Genomic DNA, 16,588 nt, shown 5'->3' with positions numbered 1-16,588 from the left:
CGGCCGGGAGCAGGGTGGTCGACATGGGTTCAGAGGGTCCTCAACTCGTAGAACCCCCTGCCGAAGGTGGCGGCGACCAGGCGGTGGTGCCCGGCGTCGTACTCGATGTCGTCGACGGGGACCTGTGGCATGCCGCGGCCGAGGCGGTACCAGCGCCCGCCGCCGGGCAGCGAGGCGAACACACCCTGGTCCGTGCCGATGTACAGGATGTCGCCCCGGCCGACGATCAGGTCGTTGACGGGCGCGGACGGGAGATTGCCCGACAGGTCCTTCCAGTGCTTGCCGCCGTCGGTGCTGCCGTAGACATGGGCCATTGGCGAACCCGCCCGGTAGCCGGAGTGTGTGGTGTAGACGCGGTCGGGGTTCTTCGGGTCGACGACGACCCGGGTCACCCACGGCCGGCCCTCGGCCAGTTTCGTCCAGGTCGCGCCCAGGTCCTTGGTGACCCAGACACGGCCGTCGTCGGTGCCGGCGTAGACCGTGCGGCCATCGCCCGCCGGGGCGATGGCCGTGATCGTGCCGTAGTTCGTGTAGATCGGGTCGGGCCCGGGACCGCCGCTGAGGTCGGGGCTGATGGCCTGCCACGTCACGCCGCCGTCGGTGGAGCGGTTGAGTACCTCGGAGCCGTAGTAGAGGACCTTCGGGTCGCGCGGGTCGAAGACGACCGGGGTGAACCAGTTGCGCCGCTTGAAGATCGTCTTGTCGGCGAAGTACGTCAGGTTGTCGCCGCCGTCTGTGGAGCGGAAGCAATTGCCGTACTGGTAGCAGGCGTACACATTGTTCACGTCGGTGGGGTTGATGAGGTTCTCCTCGCCGTCCCCGCCGAGATACTCGTTGAAGCCGTCCCCGCCCCAGGACCGCAGCGAGCCGTTGTCCTGCGCGCCGCCGGAGATCCGGCTGGTGTCCTGCGGGCTGATGGCCGCGCTGTAGAGCTGGGTGTACGGCTCATGCCGGGCCTTGACCCAGCCGCCGTCCCCGTCGGCGTCGGAGCGGTAGACGCCGCCGTCGTTGCCCAGATAGACGCGGCCCGGACGGCGCGGATCCCAGACCATCGCGTGGTGGTCGACATGGATGCTGCTGTCGTCGTACGTCCAGGAGTCGCCGCCGTCCTTCGAGGTCAGCAGCGCCACCCCGGCCACATGCAGATGCCTGGCGTCCTTGGGGTCGGCCCAGATCTTGCCGAACCACCAGCCGAAGCTCGACTGCGAGTTGGCGAGATCCTTGTTCTCCGGTGTCCGGCTCCAGGTGTCACCGCCGTCTTTCGAGGCGTAGAAGCCCTCGAAGGGCCCGCTGGTCTTGTTGACGATGGCGTAGACGTTCTCTCCCGCGACGGCGAGGCCGATCCGCCCGACGTCGGGGCTCTGGGCGGGCAGACCGCCGCCGAGCCGCTGCCAGGACTTCCCGCCGTCGTCGCTGCGGAAGACGCCCGAGCCGACGCCGCCGTAGGTGCGCAGATCGGGCCGGCGGCGGTGGTCCCACATCACGGCGTACAGCCTCGTGCCCTGGACGACCACTTCGGTGGCGCCGGTGAACTCGTTGGCCCCGGTGAGGATCCGCTGCCACCTCGACCCGCCGTCGTCCGAGCGGTAGACACCGCGGTCGCCACCGCCGTTGTAGAGCGATCCGGCCGCGGCGACGTATAACCGGCGGGGGTTGGCCGGGTCCACCGTGATCGCGCTGATCGCGCCGGAGTCGCGCAGTCCGATCGGTTGCCAGTGGGCGCCGCCGTCGGTGCTGCGATAGAGGCCCGTGCCCTCGTAGGTGATGCTTCCGCCACCTGGGTTGGGCTCGCCGGTCCCCGCGTAGAGAGTGCCGTCGGGGCCGGTCGCCACAGCGCCCATCGCCTGCGTCCAGTCGTCCGGCCAGGCGGACGTGAAGGTCTGCCCGGCGTCGGTGCTGCGCCAGATCCCGCCACTGGCCGCGGCGGCGTACACGGTGTCGGCGCGCCCCGGGTCGAGGGCGAGCGAGACGATACGACCGCCGATATTGGTCGGTCCGACCGGCTTCCAGCGCCCGCCGACGGTGGGCAGCCGACGTGCCTGCGCCGCGGCGGTGTCGTGAGCGTGGCGCGGAATCGACTCCCCCGGCAAGGTCTTCTGCAGATACCGGTACTCGGCCGGCGCGGCAGGCCCGCGGACGGGCCGGTACACGTCCGGCGGACCGGGCGGCGCCGCGACCGCGGGCGCCGCGAGTGTCGCGGCGCCCACGAGCGAGGCGAGGACCAGCTGAAGCAGACGTCTGTGCATGAACACCCTCTTCATCGTCATGACCCCTTCAAGACGTGCCGACGTTACGAGAGGGGGCAGTGCAACAGAAGGGCGCGCTTCGGACTTTGTGAGCCGTGAGACGGGCGGGGTGCTGGGCACCGGCGCCCGGTCAGCCTGAGCCCGGGGGGACTCGGGCCTGGCCGATTGCGCGTCAGCCGCGCGCCGACTTCCCGTCAATTGCCCGTCAGCCGCGCGCCGACGGATTCAGCGGGCTAACGATCCGGCGACTTCCCGTCCTGGGCGTCCTGGCTGTCCGAGCCGCCCGAGCTGCCCGGGAAAAGCTCTTTGCCGTCCTCGAAGGACGCCAAATACGTTGCCGCCATGTCGCGTTCGCCCAACCCCCGGCGCTCCAGCCGCTCGAAGCGCGCCACTCCCGCCCGCGCGACATCCAGCTGTACGCCGGACCGCTCCGCCGCGTCCACGATCAGCCGTGTGTCCTTGAGCGCGTTGGAGACCGAAAAACTCGGCGTGTAGTCGCCACTGAGGATTGCCGCCGACTTGACCCGCATGTACCCGCTGTCCAGCGGTCCGCCGGACACGCTGTCGAGGAATATCTGCGGATCGACGCCGATGCCGCGCGCCAGGGCGAGCGTCTCACCCGTGGCGTGCATCAGCGCGCCGATCCAGCTGTTCAGTACGAGTTTGAGCCTGCTGGCGGCGCCGGTGGAGCCGTCGTCGTCGACCCAAGTGGTGCGCACGCCCACGGCGTCGAAGACCGGCGCAAGAATGCCACGGGCACTCTGCGGGCCCGCGGCCAGTACCACCAACTGCCCCTCCTCCGCGGGCTGCTTCGTACCGAGAACGGGTGCGTCGACAAAGGTGAGGCCGTGCTGCCGCGCGAAGTCGGCCAGCTCGGCCGTGGCGGCGTCCCCGACGGTGGCCGACTGCGCCCACACCGCTCCGGGGGCGAGACCCTCGCTCGCCTCCCGCATGGCCGCGAGCACCCGCGGTCCGTCGTTGAGCATGGTCAGCACCACGTCCGCGCCGGTGACGGCGTCGGCGGGTGATCCGGCACAGTACGCTCCGTCGGCCACGAGGACTTCCGCTCTGGCCCGCGTACGGTTCCACGCGCGGACGGGCAGGCCACTGCCGAGCAGGTTGCGTGCCATCGCGGCGCCCATGATGCCGGTGCCGAGCACCGCCACCGTGGGCCGGTCCGCCCTCTCACTCTGTGCGGTGGGCGCGGGGGATGAGGACACTCGAATCACCTCTCGGCGTCATGCGTGCTGGCTGTCGCTGGGCCAGCCAATCAGCCCGCCCGGCCTCCGGCGGGCAGCGACAGGCTGCATCCGGACACGAACACGACGGCGCGGCCGCCCATCGTGGGCGGCCGCGCCTGGCTGGTCGACCGGGTCAGTTCCGGGCCGGTGCGACGGCGCCGTAGCGGCGCTCGAAGCGCTCCACACGGCCGGCCGTGTCCAGCACCCGGGAGGTTCCGGTGTAGAAGGGGTGGCTCGCCGAGGAGATCTCCACGTCGATCACCGGGTAGGTGTTGCCGTCCCCCCACTCCACACGCTGCGCGGAATCCGCGGTCGAGTGGATCAGGAAGGCGACGTCAGCGGCGCGGTCACGGAAGACGACCGGGCGCGAGACGGGGTGGATACGAGGCTTCATGCGGGATTCCTTCCTCAATGGAGGGGCGGCCGGATGGAGGGGGCGGCCGGTGTCCGTGGCAGGTCAGCGTTCCTCGCGGAACAGGACGTGCTCGCCGAGGACGGGGTCGAACTTGCGCAGCAACAGCCGGTCGGGGTTGTTGAGGCGGCTCTTGCGCGTGACGTACGTGTGGCCGGTCCCGGCTTGAGACCGCAGGGTGATGACGGGACGGGTATTACTGCGTGCCATGCGTTCCTCCCGGCGCCTCACAAGCCCACTGGGGGTGGGGGTGAATGTCACGTTCACGTCAGCGCCTGATGATGTAACCGCGCGGACCCCGACGGCATTCCCGCCGTCGTGCCCGCCTTTCCCGCCGCCACCGCTCCGGGCGGTCACACTGTCCGACAGCGGCCTATCCGTGCCGGCCGCGGCGCCTGACCAGCGCGGATGCGGCCACCGCGAGCAGCCCGAGCAGCGCGGCCACCCCGCCGACCAGGACGGCCTGCTTGTCCTCGTCACGCTCAGCGGATGCCGCGGCCTGCCGATCGGCGGGCTCGCCGCCCGGCTGCTGCGGCTGGCCCGATTCGCCTGTCAGCACCAGGTCGGAGCAGGAGTAATAGGTGTCCGGGGTACTCGAGTTCCGCCAGACCGTATAGAGCACATGGCGGCCCGTCTGTCCCGCCGGGAGCTGCCCCGAGATCCGGTACGCACCGTCCACGAGCCGGGGGTCGGTGGCCGTGCCGACCGGTTCCGAGATGAGATCGTCCCACCGCAGCGGTACCGTCGGATCATGGCCCGCCTTGGTGAGATACAGGTGGAACGTTCCTTTGTGCGGGATGGTCGAAAGGTAGGTGAGAGCGAACCTGGCACCGGCCGTCAGGGTCGTCGCCGGCCAGTCCTCGCGGGCGATGTCCAGGCCCTTGTACGCGTCGAGGCCCGCACTGCACAGCTGCCCGTCCGGGATGAACTCCCGGTCTCTGCCCCGGACATCGGCCAACCGCAGGTTGTCCCACTCGTCGAAGGCCACTCCCCCGTTCGCGGCGACAGCGGCCCGGCAGACCGCGGACTCGCGCTGCACCCCCTCGGGACCGCATGCGAAGACCCGGCTGACGGGGTCGGTCGGCGCGCCATGGGCCTGCGCGGTCCCGGCGGCCCCGACGGTGAGCACGACGGCAACGGCAGCGGCGGCGGCAGTGCGATGGGCAGTCATCCGCGGCAGACCTCCTTGGTGGACTCGGCAGCCTGCCGTGTATTACGACTTCGCCCGGCGCAGCGTTCACCGCGCGCGGCGGACCCCTCGCAGGAGGCCTGTCCCCCGGTCGCCCGCCACGGATCACCCGTGGCCGGTTCCACACCCGCGCCCTACCGGCCAACGACACCGCTCCGCTAGATCTTGAGAGGCATAGACCTGTCCCCCCACTCACGGAGGTACGCCCCATGACCCGAGGTCAGACCAGTGCCACCACACCGGGCAAGAGCCGGTTCGACGACATCTACAACGAGCCCGACCCCCGCGCCTACTTCCGCCGGCTCGCTCCGCTGGAGTACGAGATCCCGCACCAGGCGCAGGACGTCTTCCGCCGCACTCTCGCCGACCGGGCAGCCGCCCGGCGGGGCACGGAGGGCCCGGTCACCGTCCTCGACCTGTGCTGCTCGTACGGGATCAACGCCGCGCTGCTCAACCACGACCTCACGCTTCCCGAGCTGTACGCGCACTACACCGGCCCTGAGACCGAAGCCCTCACGACCGAGGAGCTCATCGACGTCGACAAGGAGTTCTACGCTTCACGGCGCCGCGCCGACGCGACCCCGGTCATCGGTCTCGACTCCGCCGACCGTGCCGTCGGCTACGCCCTGGCGGTCGGGCTGCTCGACGACGGCTATGGCGAGAACCTGGAGGGCCACTCGCCGGGACCGCAGCTGCGACGAGCCGTCGCGGGCGTCGGCCTGATCACGGTCACCGGAGGCATCGGCTACATCACCCACCGCACCTTCGAAGCCCTTATGGAGTGTGCCCGGGTGCCGGTCTGGGTGACCGCCTTCGTGCTGCGCACGGTCCCGTACCAACCGGTGATCGCCAGTCTTGCCCACTACGGTCTGGTCACCCGGACGGACGCCTCGCAGACCTTCCCGCAGCGGCTGTTCACCGGCCCGGCGGAACAGCGCAGCGCGATCGAGCAGACCCTTCGCGAGGGTTACGACCCCACCGGGCTGGAGGCAGAAGGCCGCTACTACACCCAGCTGTACCAGTCCCGCCCCGGGCCCCGCCCGGCCTGACCGGGGCAGGCCCGGAGGGTGCAGGGGCGCAGGGGTCCCGCGGGCGCAGATCAGGCGCAGATACGGACCAATCGTTAGAATCCGACCATGGGAGAGCGGCCTGTCGCGCCGACTGCGCCCGAGCTCGTCCTCGAAACCGATGCGGGCTCCATGGTGATGAGTCCGAGCCGGGACTATCACGTCGGGCGCGACCCAATGAGCGACGTCGTCATCGACGACGCCCGGGTGTCGTGGCACCACGCGGTGCTGCGGCCCGAGGCCGACCACTGGACGATCGAGGACGAGGACAGCAAGAACGGCACATACGCCGACGGCAGGCGGATCCACGAAGGTGGGATCGGCCCCGGCACCGTCATCCGGTTCGGCAATCCGGCCGACGGCCCGCGGGCCGTTCTCGTCGACCGGAACCCGCCGCCAGGCGCGCAGGCGCCTGCCCGGCCGTCCGCCGTCTCCATGCCGTCGGAGACCGGCACCTTCCGGCAGCCGACCACCGTACGTCCGCTTTCGGCCCGCACCGTGCGCATCGGGCGCGAATCCGACAACGACCTGGTCATCGACGATCTCGTCGTCTCGCGGCGGCACGCGGAGCTGCGGGCGCTCCCTGACGGCACCTACGAGATCGTCGACCTCGGCTCTCACAACGGCACCTTCCTCAACGGCCGGCCGGTCGCCCAGGCCCTCGTCTCCCCGCGCGACATCGTCGGCATCGGCCACTCGGCGTTCTGTCTCGTCGGCGACCAACTGCAGGAGTACGTCGACACCGGCGACGTCTCGCTCGACGTCCAGGGCCTGGCGGTCGCGGTGGACCGGGGCCGTAAGACACTGCTCGACGACGTCTCGTTCCCTGTCGGCGAGAAGTGCCTGCTCGCCGTGGTGGGGCCCAGCGGCGCCGGCAAGTCCACGCTCCTGAACGCGCTGACCGGGCTGCGCCCCGCCGACCAGGGCACCGTCCTCTACGACGGCCGCGACCTCTACCACGACTACGCGGAGCTGCGCCAGCGCATCGGCCTCGTACCGCAGGACGACATCCTGCACTCGCAGCTGAGTGTCCGCCGGGCCCTGGGATACGCCGCCGAGCTGCGCTTTCCGCAGGACACCGCGAAGACCGAACGCCAGGACCGGGTGGCCGAAGTGATGCGCGAACTCGGCCTGGAACAGCGGGCCGCCCAGCCCATCCACAGCCTGTCGGGCGGCCAGCGCAAGCGGGTCAGCGTGGCCCTGGAACTACTGACGAAACCATCGCTCCTCTTCCTCGACGAGCCGACCTCCGGGCTCGATCCCGGCATGGACCGCTCGGTCATGCATATGCTCCGCGGCCTCGCCGACGACGGCCATACGGTCATCGTCGTCACGCACAGCGTGCTCAGTCTCGATGTGTGCGACCGGCTGCTGGTGCTCGCTCCCGGCGGCAGGATCGCCTATTACGGGCCGCCGGACGACGCCCTCGCCTTCTTCGGCTTCGAGCAGTGGCCGGAGGCGTTCGAGGCCTTCGAGAACGACCCGGACCGGGACTGGGCGGGGACGTACCGCGAGTCCCCCTTCCACCGGCAGTACATCGCGAACTCGACCGCCCAGCCGCGCCTGCCGCACGCCGCGGCGGACGGTTTCGTCGCGCCGCCGAAGGCGCAGAGCTGGAGTGCGCAGCTGGGGACGCTGGTCCGGCGTTACGCGGCCGCGCTGAGCACCGACCGGACCTTCCTGGTCGTCATGATCGCACTGCCGATCGTGATGGGCGCGATGACCCGCGCCCTGGCCGGCAGTCGGCTCACCCAGGAGACGGCGATGAACACCCTGCTCATCCTGTGTGTGGGCGGCGTCCTGACAGGCGCCGCCAACGCCGTGCGCGAACTTGTCAAGGAGCGGGTGATCTACCGGCGGGAGCGGGCTGTCGGGCTGTCCCGGTCCGCGTATCTGATGTCCAAGGTCGTGGTGCTCGGCACGATCACGGTGCTGCAGGCGGTGGTGCTGACCCTCGTCGGACTCGTCGGCGTCGACCTGAACGCCCCGGGCGGTGAAGGCGTGCTCATGCCGCCGCTCGTGGAGATCACCCTGGCCGTGGCGGCGCTGTCGTTCACGGCGATGATGCTCGGCCTGCTGGTGTCCGCGCTTGTACGCAAGGAGGAGGTCACCATGCCGCTGCTGGTGCTCCTCGCCATCGTCCAGGTCGTGTTCTGCGGGGCGCTGTTGAAGCTGGACGGCGTTCCCGGCGTCGAGCAGCTGGCGTGGCTGGTCCCGTCCCGGTGGGCGATGGGAGCGATGTCGGGGACGATCGGGCTGGCCCGGATCGTGCCGGGCAAGCTGACGGCAGACCCGCTCTTCGAGCACTCGGCGGGCGTGTGGCTGCTCAACATGGGGATGCTCGTGGTCCTCTCCGTCGTCTTCGGGTACGCGGTCGCGAAGCTCCTGCGCCGCCATGAGCCCGCCATCATGCGGAAGTAGGGACGGGACCGCCGATGACGATCGGGGACTTCCGCCCGACACATGTCGTCCCCCAGGACGGACTGCCCGCCTGGGAGGCACCTGACGGGGCGCGGCCGACCGAACCGCTCGACCCGCTGCTTCCGGTCCAGCTGGCCGACCGGCGCGGGGACTGGGGCCGGATCGTCTGCGCGAACGGCTGGTCGGCGTGGGTCGACGCCCGCCTGCTGGTCTCCGTACCGCAGGAGCCCCCGGCGGCCGGACAGCCACTGGCCCGCACGGCGGACCCGCGCCCGCTGCTGGCCCGCGCCGAGGAGTCGCTGGGCCGGTACCGCCGCGCGGCGGAGGAACTGGCGGCCGGGCGGACGGACGGCGAGACGTTCCACCGCAGCACGCAGGGGCTGCGGGTGGGGATGGTCGTGGACGGCGAGTCGGTGTGGCTGTACGACGCGGAGCACGAGCGGTGGGTGTACTGCGACGGGACGCACCTGAGCACGTACGCGGCGCCGCCGGGCCCGACCGGCGGGCCGCCGGAACCGACAGGGGCGGCCGCCGGGGAAGAAGTACCCGGCACGGACCGGCCGGGAACATACCCGCCACAGCCTGGCGGAACAGCGGGGCCGACGAGGGTCGTCGACCCGGACCGGGCGGCCGGTGCGGACCGGCCCGGCGGTGACGTCTGATGGTCCGCGTTCCGCGCGATGCCAGCCTGCCCACCGGGAGGCCGTCCGAACTGCTCGGGAAGCAGATCGCGGGGTACCTAGTCGAGAGCGAGATCGGCCGCGGCGGCATGGCCGTCGTCTACCGCACCAAGGACCTCCGCCTGGACCGCACCGTCGCCCTCAAACTGCTCGCCCCCGAGCTCGCCCGCAGCGACACCTTCCGCAGGCGGTTCACCCACGAGTCCCGGGTCGCCGCTGCCATCGACCACCCCCACATCGTGCCGGTGTTCGAGGCGGGCGAGACCGACGGCATCCTCTACATCGCGATGCGCTACGTCGCGGGACAGGACCTCCGCGCGCTCCTCGACCGCACGGGGCCCCTCACGGTCCGCGTCGCGGGCCGGATCGCCGCGCAGGTCGCGTCCGCGCTCGACGCCGCCCACGACCACGACCTGGTGCACCGGGACGTCAAGCCCGGCAACATCCTCATCGCGGCCGGCACGGACAGCGAACACCCGGAGCACGTCTACCTCACGGACTTCGGCCTGACGAAGAAGGCGCAGTCATTGACCGGATTCACCTCGGCCGGCCAGTTCGTCGGCACCCTCGACTACGTCGCCCCGGAGCAGATCTCGGGCCGCCCGGTGGACGGCCGGTGCGATGTCTACAGCCTCGGCTGCGTCGTGTTCGAGACCATGGCCGGGACTCCGCCCTTCCAACGCGACGACGACATGGCGCTGTTGTGGGCACACCAGTACGATCCGCCGCCGTCCCTGACCGAGCAGCGTCCCGATCTCCCTGTCTCGGTCGACGACGTACTGGCGAAGGCACTCGCCAAGTCGCCCGACGACCGGTACGACAGCTGCCTGGAGTTCGTCGCGGCGCTGCGTGTCGCGTGTGCCGGGCACGAGGCGGGCGATCATCCGCCGACGCTGGTGGACATGGGTGTAGCCGCGCCGCCGCCCCTGCCGCCCCGCTGGGCGCGGCCGGTGTTCGCCGGCCTCGGCCCGGATGAGTGATCCGCGGTTCAGACCTCGCCCCGGCGACGTACGCGGTGCGCGAGCAAGCTGCCGAGGAAGCCGGTGACCAGCCCCCACACCACCGCCAGGCCGAGCGCCGGCCACAGGTGCGGCCGAAGCGTCACCTCTCCCGCCAGGTCGCCGCCGAGGTCGCCGATGCCCAGCAGGGACAGGCCGACGTGCGCGGAGATGCGGGCGAGGAGGCAGATGGCCAGGACCGTGAGCGTGAGCGCCACCGCCATCTGCACGGCGTGCTGCCACGGCCGCATCCGGGCAGGTGAGCGGACCGCCATGACAAACGCGGCGCCCAGCAGCAGCACCGCCGCGACGACGACGAGCAGCCACCAGGCCCGGCCGTCGTAGTCGGACAGCGAGCCAACATTGAGGGTGGAGTTCTCGGGCGTGCGCAGCACCGAGTCCAGGACCTGCGGCATGGGCAGCCGGAACGGACCGTCCACCCTTCCCTCCCAGGAGGCGCCCAGACCGACGGTCAGCCCGAGCCAGACGAGGTTCGGCAGCCCGAGCAGGATCACGGCGAAGGTCTCCGCGCCGTGGCCGCGGGTCGCGGCGACGACGAGTGCGATGACCACTCCTACGACGACGTAGGCGAGAAGCAGCACGACCATGGCGAAGGCGGCGGGGCGCACCGACTCCTGGAAGCGAACGAGGCGGGCGGGGAGCGGAGCCCCGCGCGATACGAGCAGCGCGAGGAACAGCAGGCCCGCCAGCCACAACAGGCCGAAGACGAGGGTGATGGGGATGTCGGCGCGGAACCCGATCTCGGGGGAGGCGTCCAGCAGATCCCCGATGTCGGCGATCGTCCCCTCCCCGAGCGGGATGTCGAAGGTGTGGCGGGCCAGGACCGAGAGGCCGATGAGAGCCGGCACCCACAGCACGGCCAACCGGGCGGCCCAGCCGACGAGTTCGCGGCTGTCGGCGACGGCTCGGTGCCGTAGCGGACGGAGAAAGCCGGCGGCGATGACCAGGGCTCCGGCGAGGGTGACGGAGAGCGGCAGCACGTTGAGGTCCGCGTTGGTGCCGGCGATCAGTCCGGCGTCTCCGGAGAGCTCCACGGAGCCGCCGGCCGCGATGACGACGACGGCCGCGACGACGCGCGGGAACGCGCCCCCGGGCAGATCGGCCGCGCCCGCCGCCCATAGGCCGAGGGCGGCCGTGACGACCATGGCGACCAGCCCGGCGAGCACCGCGACGAAGGCCTCGCCCCAGCCGTGGGGGACGCGCGTCGCGCGCCCCCGGTCGCTGGCCTGCTGCTGGCTCACTCTTGCCACGCTAAACAGGGGTCCGGCGCTCCGCCCGCCGGGAGGGCCGACCGACTCGGCTTGCGGGCCGTACGGGTACGGGGCACACAATAGGTTCGGTATGCGTGGATTGCGCACTATTTTTTTCTTCTACCCGCATCCACTGACATTCCTGTGCCCGATTTTCCTGCGCTGAATGGTTCCTACGCTGGGAAGAAGAGCTGTGAGTGCCCAACCGCCGCCACCCGAACGGCCCTCAGGACCTCCGTCAGGCCCGCTCTCGGGCCGGCCGCGGGGTCGTCCTACGCAAGCCACGCCGCCGCCCGGCACCCCGCCGGGGCCGCCGAGCGGCGGAGGATCGGGCGGACCGGGCGGGGGCGGACCGGCGAAGGGCTCCGGCGAGGGCCCCGACCACCCCTGGTGGCGGTCCGTCCCCAGAATCGCGGCGATCGCCGTCGCGATTGTCGCCGCCGTGGTGCTGACCGTCGTCCTCACCCGCCCCGGGGGACGCGGCGCGGTCGCGGCTGAGGAGATCGTCAGGGACCCCGTCAACTCGTCGGGCGAGGATCCGTTCACGCCCCCGTCGACGGTCGAGGAGGCTCCCTCCAAGGAACCGCCCGCCCCGCCGGGGACGAACCTGAACGGTTCGGATGCCGGTGTGTACGGCGGGACGCAGCAGACAGCCAGCTGCGACGTCGAGAAACAGATCAGGTATCTCTCAAAGGACGCGGCCAAGAACAGCACGTTCGCCTCCGTCCTGGGCATCAGCCCGTCGCAGGTGCCCGGGTATCTGCGGTCGCTGACCCCCCTTCGGCTGAGCTATGACACCCGGGTCACCAACCACGGCTACAAGAACGGCGCCGCCACCAAGTATCAGTCGGTGCTGCAGGCCGGTACGGCCGTCCTCGTCGACGACCACGGCGTCCCGCGAGTGCGCTGCGCATGCGGCAATCCGCTGAAACCGCCGGTCAAGGTGGAGGGCAACGTCCGGCTGACGGGCCCCACGTGGTCGGGATTCCAGCCGACCAAGGTTGTGCAGGTGCAGCCCTCCGTCACGGTGATCGACGTCTTCGTCGTCTACGACCCGGACCGCGAGGACTGGTTCGAGCGGAAGCAGGGTGACCATCACGGCCGCCACGACAAGAAGGTCCCGCCGCCGCCCCTGCCCCAACGGTCCCACTCCCCCTCCCCGCACACTTCCTCTCCGCCCCCGCACACCTCCTCTCCGTCCAAGTCTCCGTCGTCCAAGTCGCACCCCTCGAAGTCGCCGTCATCGAAGTCCCCGTCGTCCGAGCCGCCGGCCCCCGGGACCCCATCCCCGAAGTCGCCCCCACCGCCGTCGGACTACTCGGCATCGGCGCCGCCACCGGCTGATACATCCGCCTCGGAGCCCATTGCCTCCAGCGCGTCGAGCCCGCCTATGGCCCCCGACAGCCCTGCGGGCTCGCCCTCGTAGCCTCCCGCCCGCCGGTGTACTGGAGACGGGGCGCGGCGGGGGTATCAGCCGAGTTCGAGTGTGGTGACGCCGTAGGTGCGTTCGGCCCGGACCTCGGGGACCGGGCCGGTGTACATGCGCACGGTGTGCGAGCGCGCTTCGAGACCGTGGGCCGTGACCAACGCCCCTGCGGCGTGCTGTGGTTCGGGGAGGTCGATGGAGACCTCGTCCTGCGGGCCGACGTGGGCGGTGAGTGCCTCGAAGAGGGCCTCGGCATCTTCGGGGGTGTCGGCGAACAGGGGCCCGATGCGGTGACCGTCGAGTGCCGGGCGGATCACGCCATAGCCGGTGATGCGTCCCTCCCGCAGGCGGGCGTACGCGATGTGGCCGGCAGCGGTCAGCCAGCGCCTGACGAACGCGGTCCGCTGGGCGGGGAAGCACTGCCGGTCGTACGCCGCGATCGCTTCGATGTGCTCCGCGGCCACAGACACGACCCCCGCCGCCGGGGCTCCGGACCTCTCCGGGCGCCCTCCATAACGAATCGTGTCGTGGGCGGACTTGAACCCGGCGCGTCCGTAGGTGGCTTGCTGCGCGGGCACCGCGTCCAGGCCGACGGTGCGGGTTCCGGCATGCGGGAAGGCCGCGCGCCAGGTCGCCAGGCCGAAGCCCTGCCCGCGGTGGCCGGGATGGACGAGGTAATAGCCGAGGAACGCGTACTGCTCGGAGTACGTGACGATCGAGACGGCCGAGATCGGCCGGCTGCCCAGGCGGCCGATGAAGAAGCCCGTGGGGTCGGTGGGGTGGAAGCAGGCCACATCGCCGCGGCCGGGATTCCACCCCTCCTCGGCGGCCCACTCGGCCACTTGGTGCCATTCCTCCAACGAGGCGCCGGCGACGGCGAGTCCGTCGGCGCCGCCGGGAGGATTCCCGGCCGCGCGCTCGCTGGTGGAGTGTGACCGGGGGGCTTCGCCAAGGGGGTTCATACGTACTGTCCGTCCCTTCAGATGGAGGCGGGTTGCGGCCGCGTCGAGCGGCCTGATGGTCGTTGCCGCGCCGGTCAGATCAGGTCCATGGCGGCGACTTCGTCGGGGCTGCCGTAACTGACCGGCCCCTGGAAGCGGCGGCGGGCGGTGGCGAACCACCACACCGTGGCGATGAGGAGTACCACCCCCAGTGCGATCGGCGCGTAGTTGAACTTGGTGGCGGTGATCGGAGAGACCTGGGGCAGCATGAACAGCACACTGCTGATCACGATCCAGGTCACCGCGACACCAGCGACCAGCTTGCCGTAACGCCCCAGGTTCCATGGGCCGGGCTCGAAGTCGTTCAGCCGCAGCCGCAGGAAAATGGGCACACCGTAGGCGAGGTAGAGGCCGACGACATTGACGCTCACAATCGCGGTGAAGGCGGTGTGGGACCACCAGGCCGGAATGATCAGCACCAGTGGGCAGGCCGCCGCGAGCCATACCGCCTTGACGGGCGTACGGGTGCGCAGGGACACCGAATGCCACCAACGCGAGCCGGGCATCGCCCCGTCGCGGGAGAAGGCGAAGATCTGGCGGGTATTGCTCGTCATGTTGGCGAGGCCGCAGAACAACATGGCGCCGATCACGACCAGCAGGAGCAGCTTCGCGGTGCCCATGCCAAGCGCATCGATGAGAATCTGCACCGGCGGCGCGGCCGAGCTCGCGGTGGCGGCGTAATCCCGGATCGCGTACACCAGAGCGAGCATGAGGATCAGACCGGCGCCCGCGGAGTAGGCGATGGCCCGCATGATGCCCCTCGGCGTGTTGACGGTCGCCTTCACGGTCTCCTCGGACATGTGGAAGCTGCCGTCGAAGCCGGTGAAGGTCCAGCTGGTCACGAGCAGACCCAGCATCGCGGCGTAAAAGCCGTTGCTGAACCCGGTGTTGTTCACGAAGTGCGTCATGAACGACGCCGGCTGGTGATGGTCGGGCACCACGGTCAGGGCGACGACGATCACCACCATGCCGATCAGCAGCCACCACACGGAGATCCGGTTCACCAGGGCGACCAACTGCACGGTGTAGGTGTTGGCCAGCGCCTGGATCAGCAGGATCACCGCTGTGATGAGGACCGTGCGCTGCGCCGTCACCTCGTAGCTCGGCCACTGCATCGCGATGAACGCCTGGATGAAGGTGGCGGCGGCGTAGCCGGTGGCGGCCGTACCGCCCACCTGGCCGACGAAGTTCAGCCAGCCGGTGTACCAGGACCAGGCTCCGCGGTGCCGCTTGGCGAGCTTGCCCGCGGAGAAGTACAGCGCGCCACTCGTCGGGTAGGCGGAGGCGATCTCCCCCATCGCGGCGCCGACGAACAGCACCATGACCGATACGCCTATCCAGCCGAAAATGAGAATCCGCGGTCCGCCGGCTCCCATTCCGAAGCCGAAAGCCGAGAAGATTCCGGAGATAATGTTGATGATGGTGAAGGAGATGGCGAAATTGTCGAACGCGCGGAATCGACGGGTGAGTTTCCGCGGGTATCCCATGGCATGCAGTGTCGCGTCGTCGTCGAGGGTGACGGGATCTGCGTGGCGACCGGTTTTCGAGCGAGTGAGAGACGTGCGCTCGGACACAACCGCAACCTTTCTGATGGGGCGTGGGGACGGTGGGTGAAAGGGGACATCAATGGTGAATCAGGCGGCGCTGGGGGTGGGGAGCCCGCACGACCGTCTCGCTTTGGTCAACTGCTCCTCGGGGGCGCCGAACGCGCTCCAGGGCATTCGGGAGGCATACGGACCCATCGCCGTGAATACTTCCCGCGCCTCGAATTCGCGCTTCGCCATGTACAGCGCATGCGCCAGATACGACAGGTCGAGGACGGGGGTGAATCGATAACCGGCAACTCCGGGAAACCAGTTGTTGTAGCTGCTGATGGCCGTTGTCAGCCACTGGGACTGCTCCCAGGTGCGGTCGGCAAGGAGCGCGGAGGAGTCATAGTCCTCGACAAGGGCGACCAGCGGCAGCAGCCGCAGCGGTGAGGAGGCCGGCGCCCGGTGGCTCAGGAACGAGGCGACGTCCCATCGCGCGCTCGCCGTTCCGCCGTGGCGGGTGAAGAAGAACGCCAGAAACCGGTGGTGCGCCTCGCGGTGCCATGGGTCGAGCCGGAGGATGTGCGCAAACAGCTGCCAGGGGCCGGGCGGCGCGGTCAGCAGCCCCTGCGGCGCGGGGTCCCGGGGCCGACGAAGCCGGGACAGCGCCAATTGGGCCACCCATGGGGTGGGGTCGTCGGGCAGCAGCTGCGCCGCCCGCTCGCACGCCGTCTGTGCGATGCCTGCGAGAGTGCCTGCCCGCCGGTCATGGGCATCGGCCATCCGTAAGGCCCGGAGCATCGCGACCCGCGCCCAGAGCAGGGCCGCCTCGGGGCCCGGCTCCTCGGCCAGCCAGCGCTCGGCCAGATCGGAGTCCGCCGCTTCGGAGGCCAGCACCAGCGACCGGTGGGCGCGCACCTCGAAATCTCCGCGCGCGTCCTTGAGTGCTTCGTGCGCGCCGAGGTACCGGCCCGCCTTCACATCGATGCAGGCTCGGGCCAACTGGCGGTCATCGGCAGCCGGATGCCACACATACTGCCCCTCGAACGAGCCAGCAGCCACGAACCCCTCCCGTTCCCGCAGTCGACACGACCCATGCACACATTC

General features: G+C 70.4%; 14 protein-coding genes. 5 read left to right on the top strand and 9 right to left on the bottom strand.

All coding sequences use genetic code 11. The annotated features are described in order from the left end of the window. Nucleotides 1–29: 29 nt before the first annotated feature. The 5 genes from ACFYWY_RS12885 to ACFYWY_RS12865 all read right to left on the bottom strand — a co-directional run bounded on the left by ACFYWY_RS12885 (nucleotide 30) and on the right by ACFYWY_RS12865 (nucleotide 5,070). Nucleotides 30–2,246, bottom strand: a complete 2,217-nt coding sequence (locus ACFYWY_RS12885) for a WD40/YVTN/BNR-like repeat-containing protein (protein ID WP_389184141.1) — start codon at nucleotides 2,244–2,246, stop codon at nucleotides 30–32. 233 nt (nucleotides 2,247–2,479) lie between these two features. Further along, on the bottom strand, nucleotides 2,480–3,466 hold the full coding sequence (locus ACFYWY_RS12880) for an NAD(P)-dependent oxidoreductase (protein ID WP_389184138.1): 987 nt from the start codon (nucleotides 3,464–3,466) through the stop codon (nucleotides 2,480–2,482). A 154-nt stretch (nucleotides 3,467–3,620) separates the two neighbouring features. Then, entirely contained in the window at nucleotides 3,621–3,881 is a 261-nt protein-coding gene (locus ACFYWY_RS12875) for a type B 50S ribosomal protein L31 (RefSeq protein ID WP_389184135.1), read from the bottom strand. Between the two features lie 63 nt (nucleotides 3,882–3,944). Next, entirely contained in the window at nucleotides 3,945–4,109 is a 165-nt protein-coding gene (gene rpmG / locus ACFYWY_RS12870; RefSeq protein WP_389184132.1) for a 50S ribosomal protein L33, read from the bottom strand. Between the two features lie 163 nt (nucleotides 4,110–4,272). After that, nucleotides 4,273–5,070, bottom strand: coding sequence for a lytic polysaccharide monooxygenase (locus ACFYWY_RS12865; RefSeq protein ID WP_389184128.1), 798 nt, complete (start codon nucleotides 5,068–5,070; stop codon nucleotides 4,273–4,275). A 227-nt stretch (nucleotides 5,071–5,297) separates the two neighbouring features. On the opposite strand from ACFYWY_RS12865, the gene ACFYWY_RS12860 reads away from it, so the two are divergent. From ACFYWY_RS12860 to ACFYWY_RS12845, 4 genes are all read left to right on the top strand, one after another. After that, nucleotides 5,298–6,137, top strand: coding sequence for a hypothetical protein (locus ACFYWY_RS12860; protein ID WP_389184125.1), 840 nt, complete (start codon nucleotides 5,298–5,300; stop codon nucleotides 6,135–6,137). An 87-nt stretch (nucleotides 6,138–6,224) separates the two neighbouring features. Beyond that, entirely contained in the window at nucleotides 6,225–8,576 is a 2,352-nt protein-coding gene (locus ACFYWY_RS12855) for an FHA domain-containing protein (protein WP_389184122.1), read from the top strand. 14 nt (nucleotides 8,577–8,590) lie between these two features. Then, on the top strand, nucleotides 8,591–9,238 hold the full coding sequence (locus ACFYWY_RS12850) for a hypothetical protein (protein ID WP_389184119.1): 648 nt from the start codon (nucleotides 8,591–8,593) through the stop codon (nucleotides 9,236–9,238). Further along, nucleotides 9,238–10,236, top strand: a complete 999-nt coding sequence (locus tag ACFYWY_RS12845) for a serine/threonine-protein kinase (RefSeq protein WP_389184116.1) — start codon at nucleotides 9,238–9,240, stop codon at nucleotides 10,234–10,236. The genes ACFYWY_RS12850 and ACFYWY_RS12845 overlap by 1 nt, the downstream gene beginning before the upstream one ends. Nucleotides 10,237–10,244: 8 nt before the next feature. On the opposite strand, the gene ACFYWY_RS12840 is transcribed toward ACFYWY_RS12845, so the two are convergent. Further along, nucleotides 10,245–11,516 (bottom strand): streptophobe family protein, encoded by a 1,272-nt coding sequence (locus ACFYWY_RS12840; protein WP_389184113.1) that lies wholly within the window; start codon nucleotides 11,514–11,516, stop codon nucleotides 10,245–10,247. Between the two features lie 202 nt (nucleotides 11,517–11,718). Between ACFYWY_RS12840 and ACFYWY_RS12835 the strand changes: the two genes are divergently transcribed. Then, entirely contained in the window at nucleotides 11,719–12,951 is a 1,233-nt protein-coding gene (locus ACFYWY_RS12835) for a DUF6777 domain-containing protein (protein WP_389184110.1), read from the top strand. 44 nt (nucleotides 12,952–12,995) lie between these two features. On the opposite strand, the gene ACFYWY_RS12830 is transcribed toward ACFYWY_RS12835, so the two are convergent. The 3 genes from ACFYWY_RS12830 to ACFYWY_RS12820 all read right to left on the bottom strand — a co-directional run bounded on the left by ACFYWY_RS12830 (nucleotide 12,996) and on the right by ACFYWY_RS12820 (nucleotide 16,543). After that, a complete protein-coding gene (locus tag ACFYWY_RS12830; protein ID WP_389184107.1) occupies nucleotides 12,996–13,913 on the bottom strand; it encodes a GNAT family N-acetyltransferase in 918 nt (305 codons plus the stop codon). A gap of 74 nt (nucleotides 13,914–13,987) precedes the next feature. Then, nucleotides 13,988–15,439 (bottom strand): amino acid permease, encoded by a 1,452-nt coding sequence (locus tag ACFYWY_RS12825; protein WP_389184104.1) that lies wholly within the window; start codon nucleotides 15,437–15,439, stop codon nucleotides 13,988–13,990. A gap of 147 nt (nucleotides 15,440–15,586) precedes the next feature. Continuing rightward, nucleotides 15,587–16,543, bottom strand: a complete 957-nt coding sequence (locus ACFYWY_RS12820; protein ID WP_389184101.1) for a hypothetical protein — start codon at nucleotides 16,541–16,543, stop codon at nucleotides 15,587–15,589. Between the last annotated feature and the right edge of the window lie 45 nt (nucleotides 16,544–16,588).

It is taken from the genome of Streptomyces sp. NPDC002870 (assembly GCF_042888505.1).
Classification (GTDB): domain Bacteria; phylum Actinomycetota; class Actinomycetes; order Streptomycetales; family Streptomycetaceae; genus Streptomyces.
This window is presented reverse-complemented; position numbering and strand designations above follow the sequence as displayed.

Coding starts and splice junctions, on each gene's coding strand:
- ACFYWY_RS12885 (WP_389184141.1), bottom strand. CDS start 2,246: ATGCACAGACGTCTGCTTCAGCTGGTCCTCGCCTCGCTCGTGGGCGCC.
- ACFYWY_RS12875 (WP_389184135.1), bottom strand. CDS start 3,881: ATGAAGCCTCGTATCCACCCCGTCTCGCGCCCGGTCGTCTTCCGTGAC.
- rpmG (WP_389184132.1), bottom strand. CDS start 4,109: ATGGCACGCAGTAATACCCGTCCCGTCATCACCCTGCGGTCTCAAGCC.
- ACFYWY_RS12865 (WP_389184128.1), bottom strand. CDS start 5,070: ATGACTGCCCATCGCACTGCCGCCGCCGCTGCCGTTGCCGTCGTGCTC.
- ACFYWY_RS12860 (WP_389184125.1), top strand. CDS start 5,298: ATGACCCGAGGTCAGACCAGTGCCACCACACCGGGCAAGAGCCGGTTC.
- ACFYWY_RS12855 (WP_389184122.1), top strand. CDS start 6,225: ATGGGAGAGCGGCCTGTCGCGCCGACTGCGCCCGAGCTCGTCCTCGAA.
- ACFYWY_RS12850 (WP_389184119.1), top strand. CDS start 8,591: ATGACGATCGGGGACTTCCGCCCGACACATGTCGTCCCCCAGGACGGA.
- ACFYWY_RS12845 (WP_389184116.1), top strand. CDS start 9,238: ATGGTCCGCGTTCCGCGCGATGCCAGCCTGCCCACCGGGAGGCCGTCC.
- ACFYWY_RS12830 (WP_389184107.1), bottom strand. CDS start 13,913: ATGAACCCCCTTGGCGAAGCCCCCCGGTCACACTCCACCAGCGAGCGC.
- ACFYWY_RS12825 (WP_389184104.1), bottom strand. CDS start 15,439: ATGGGATACCCGCGGAAACTCACCCGTCGATTCCGCGCGTTCGACAAT.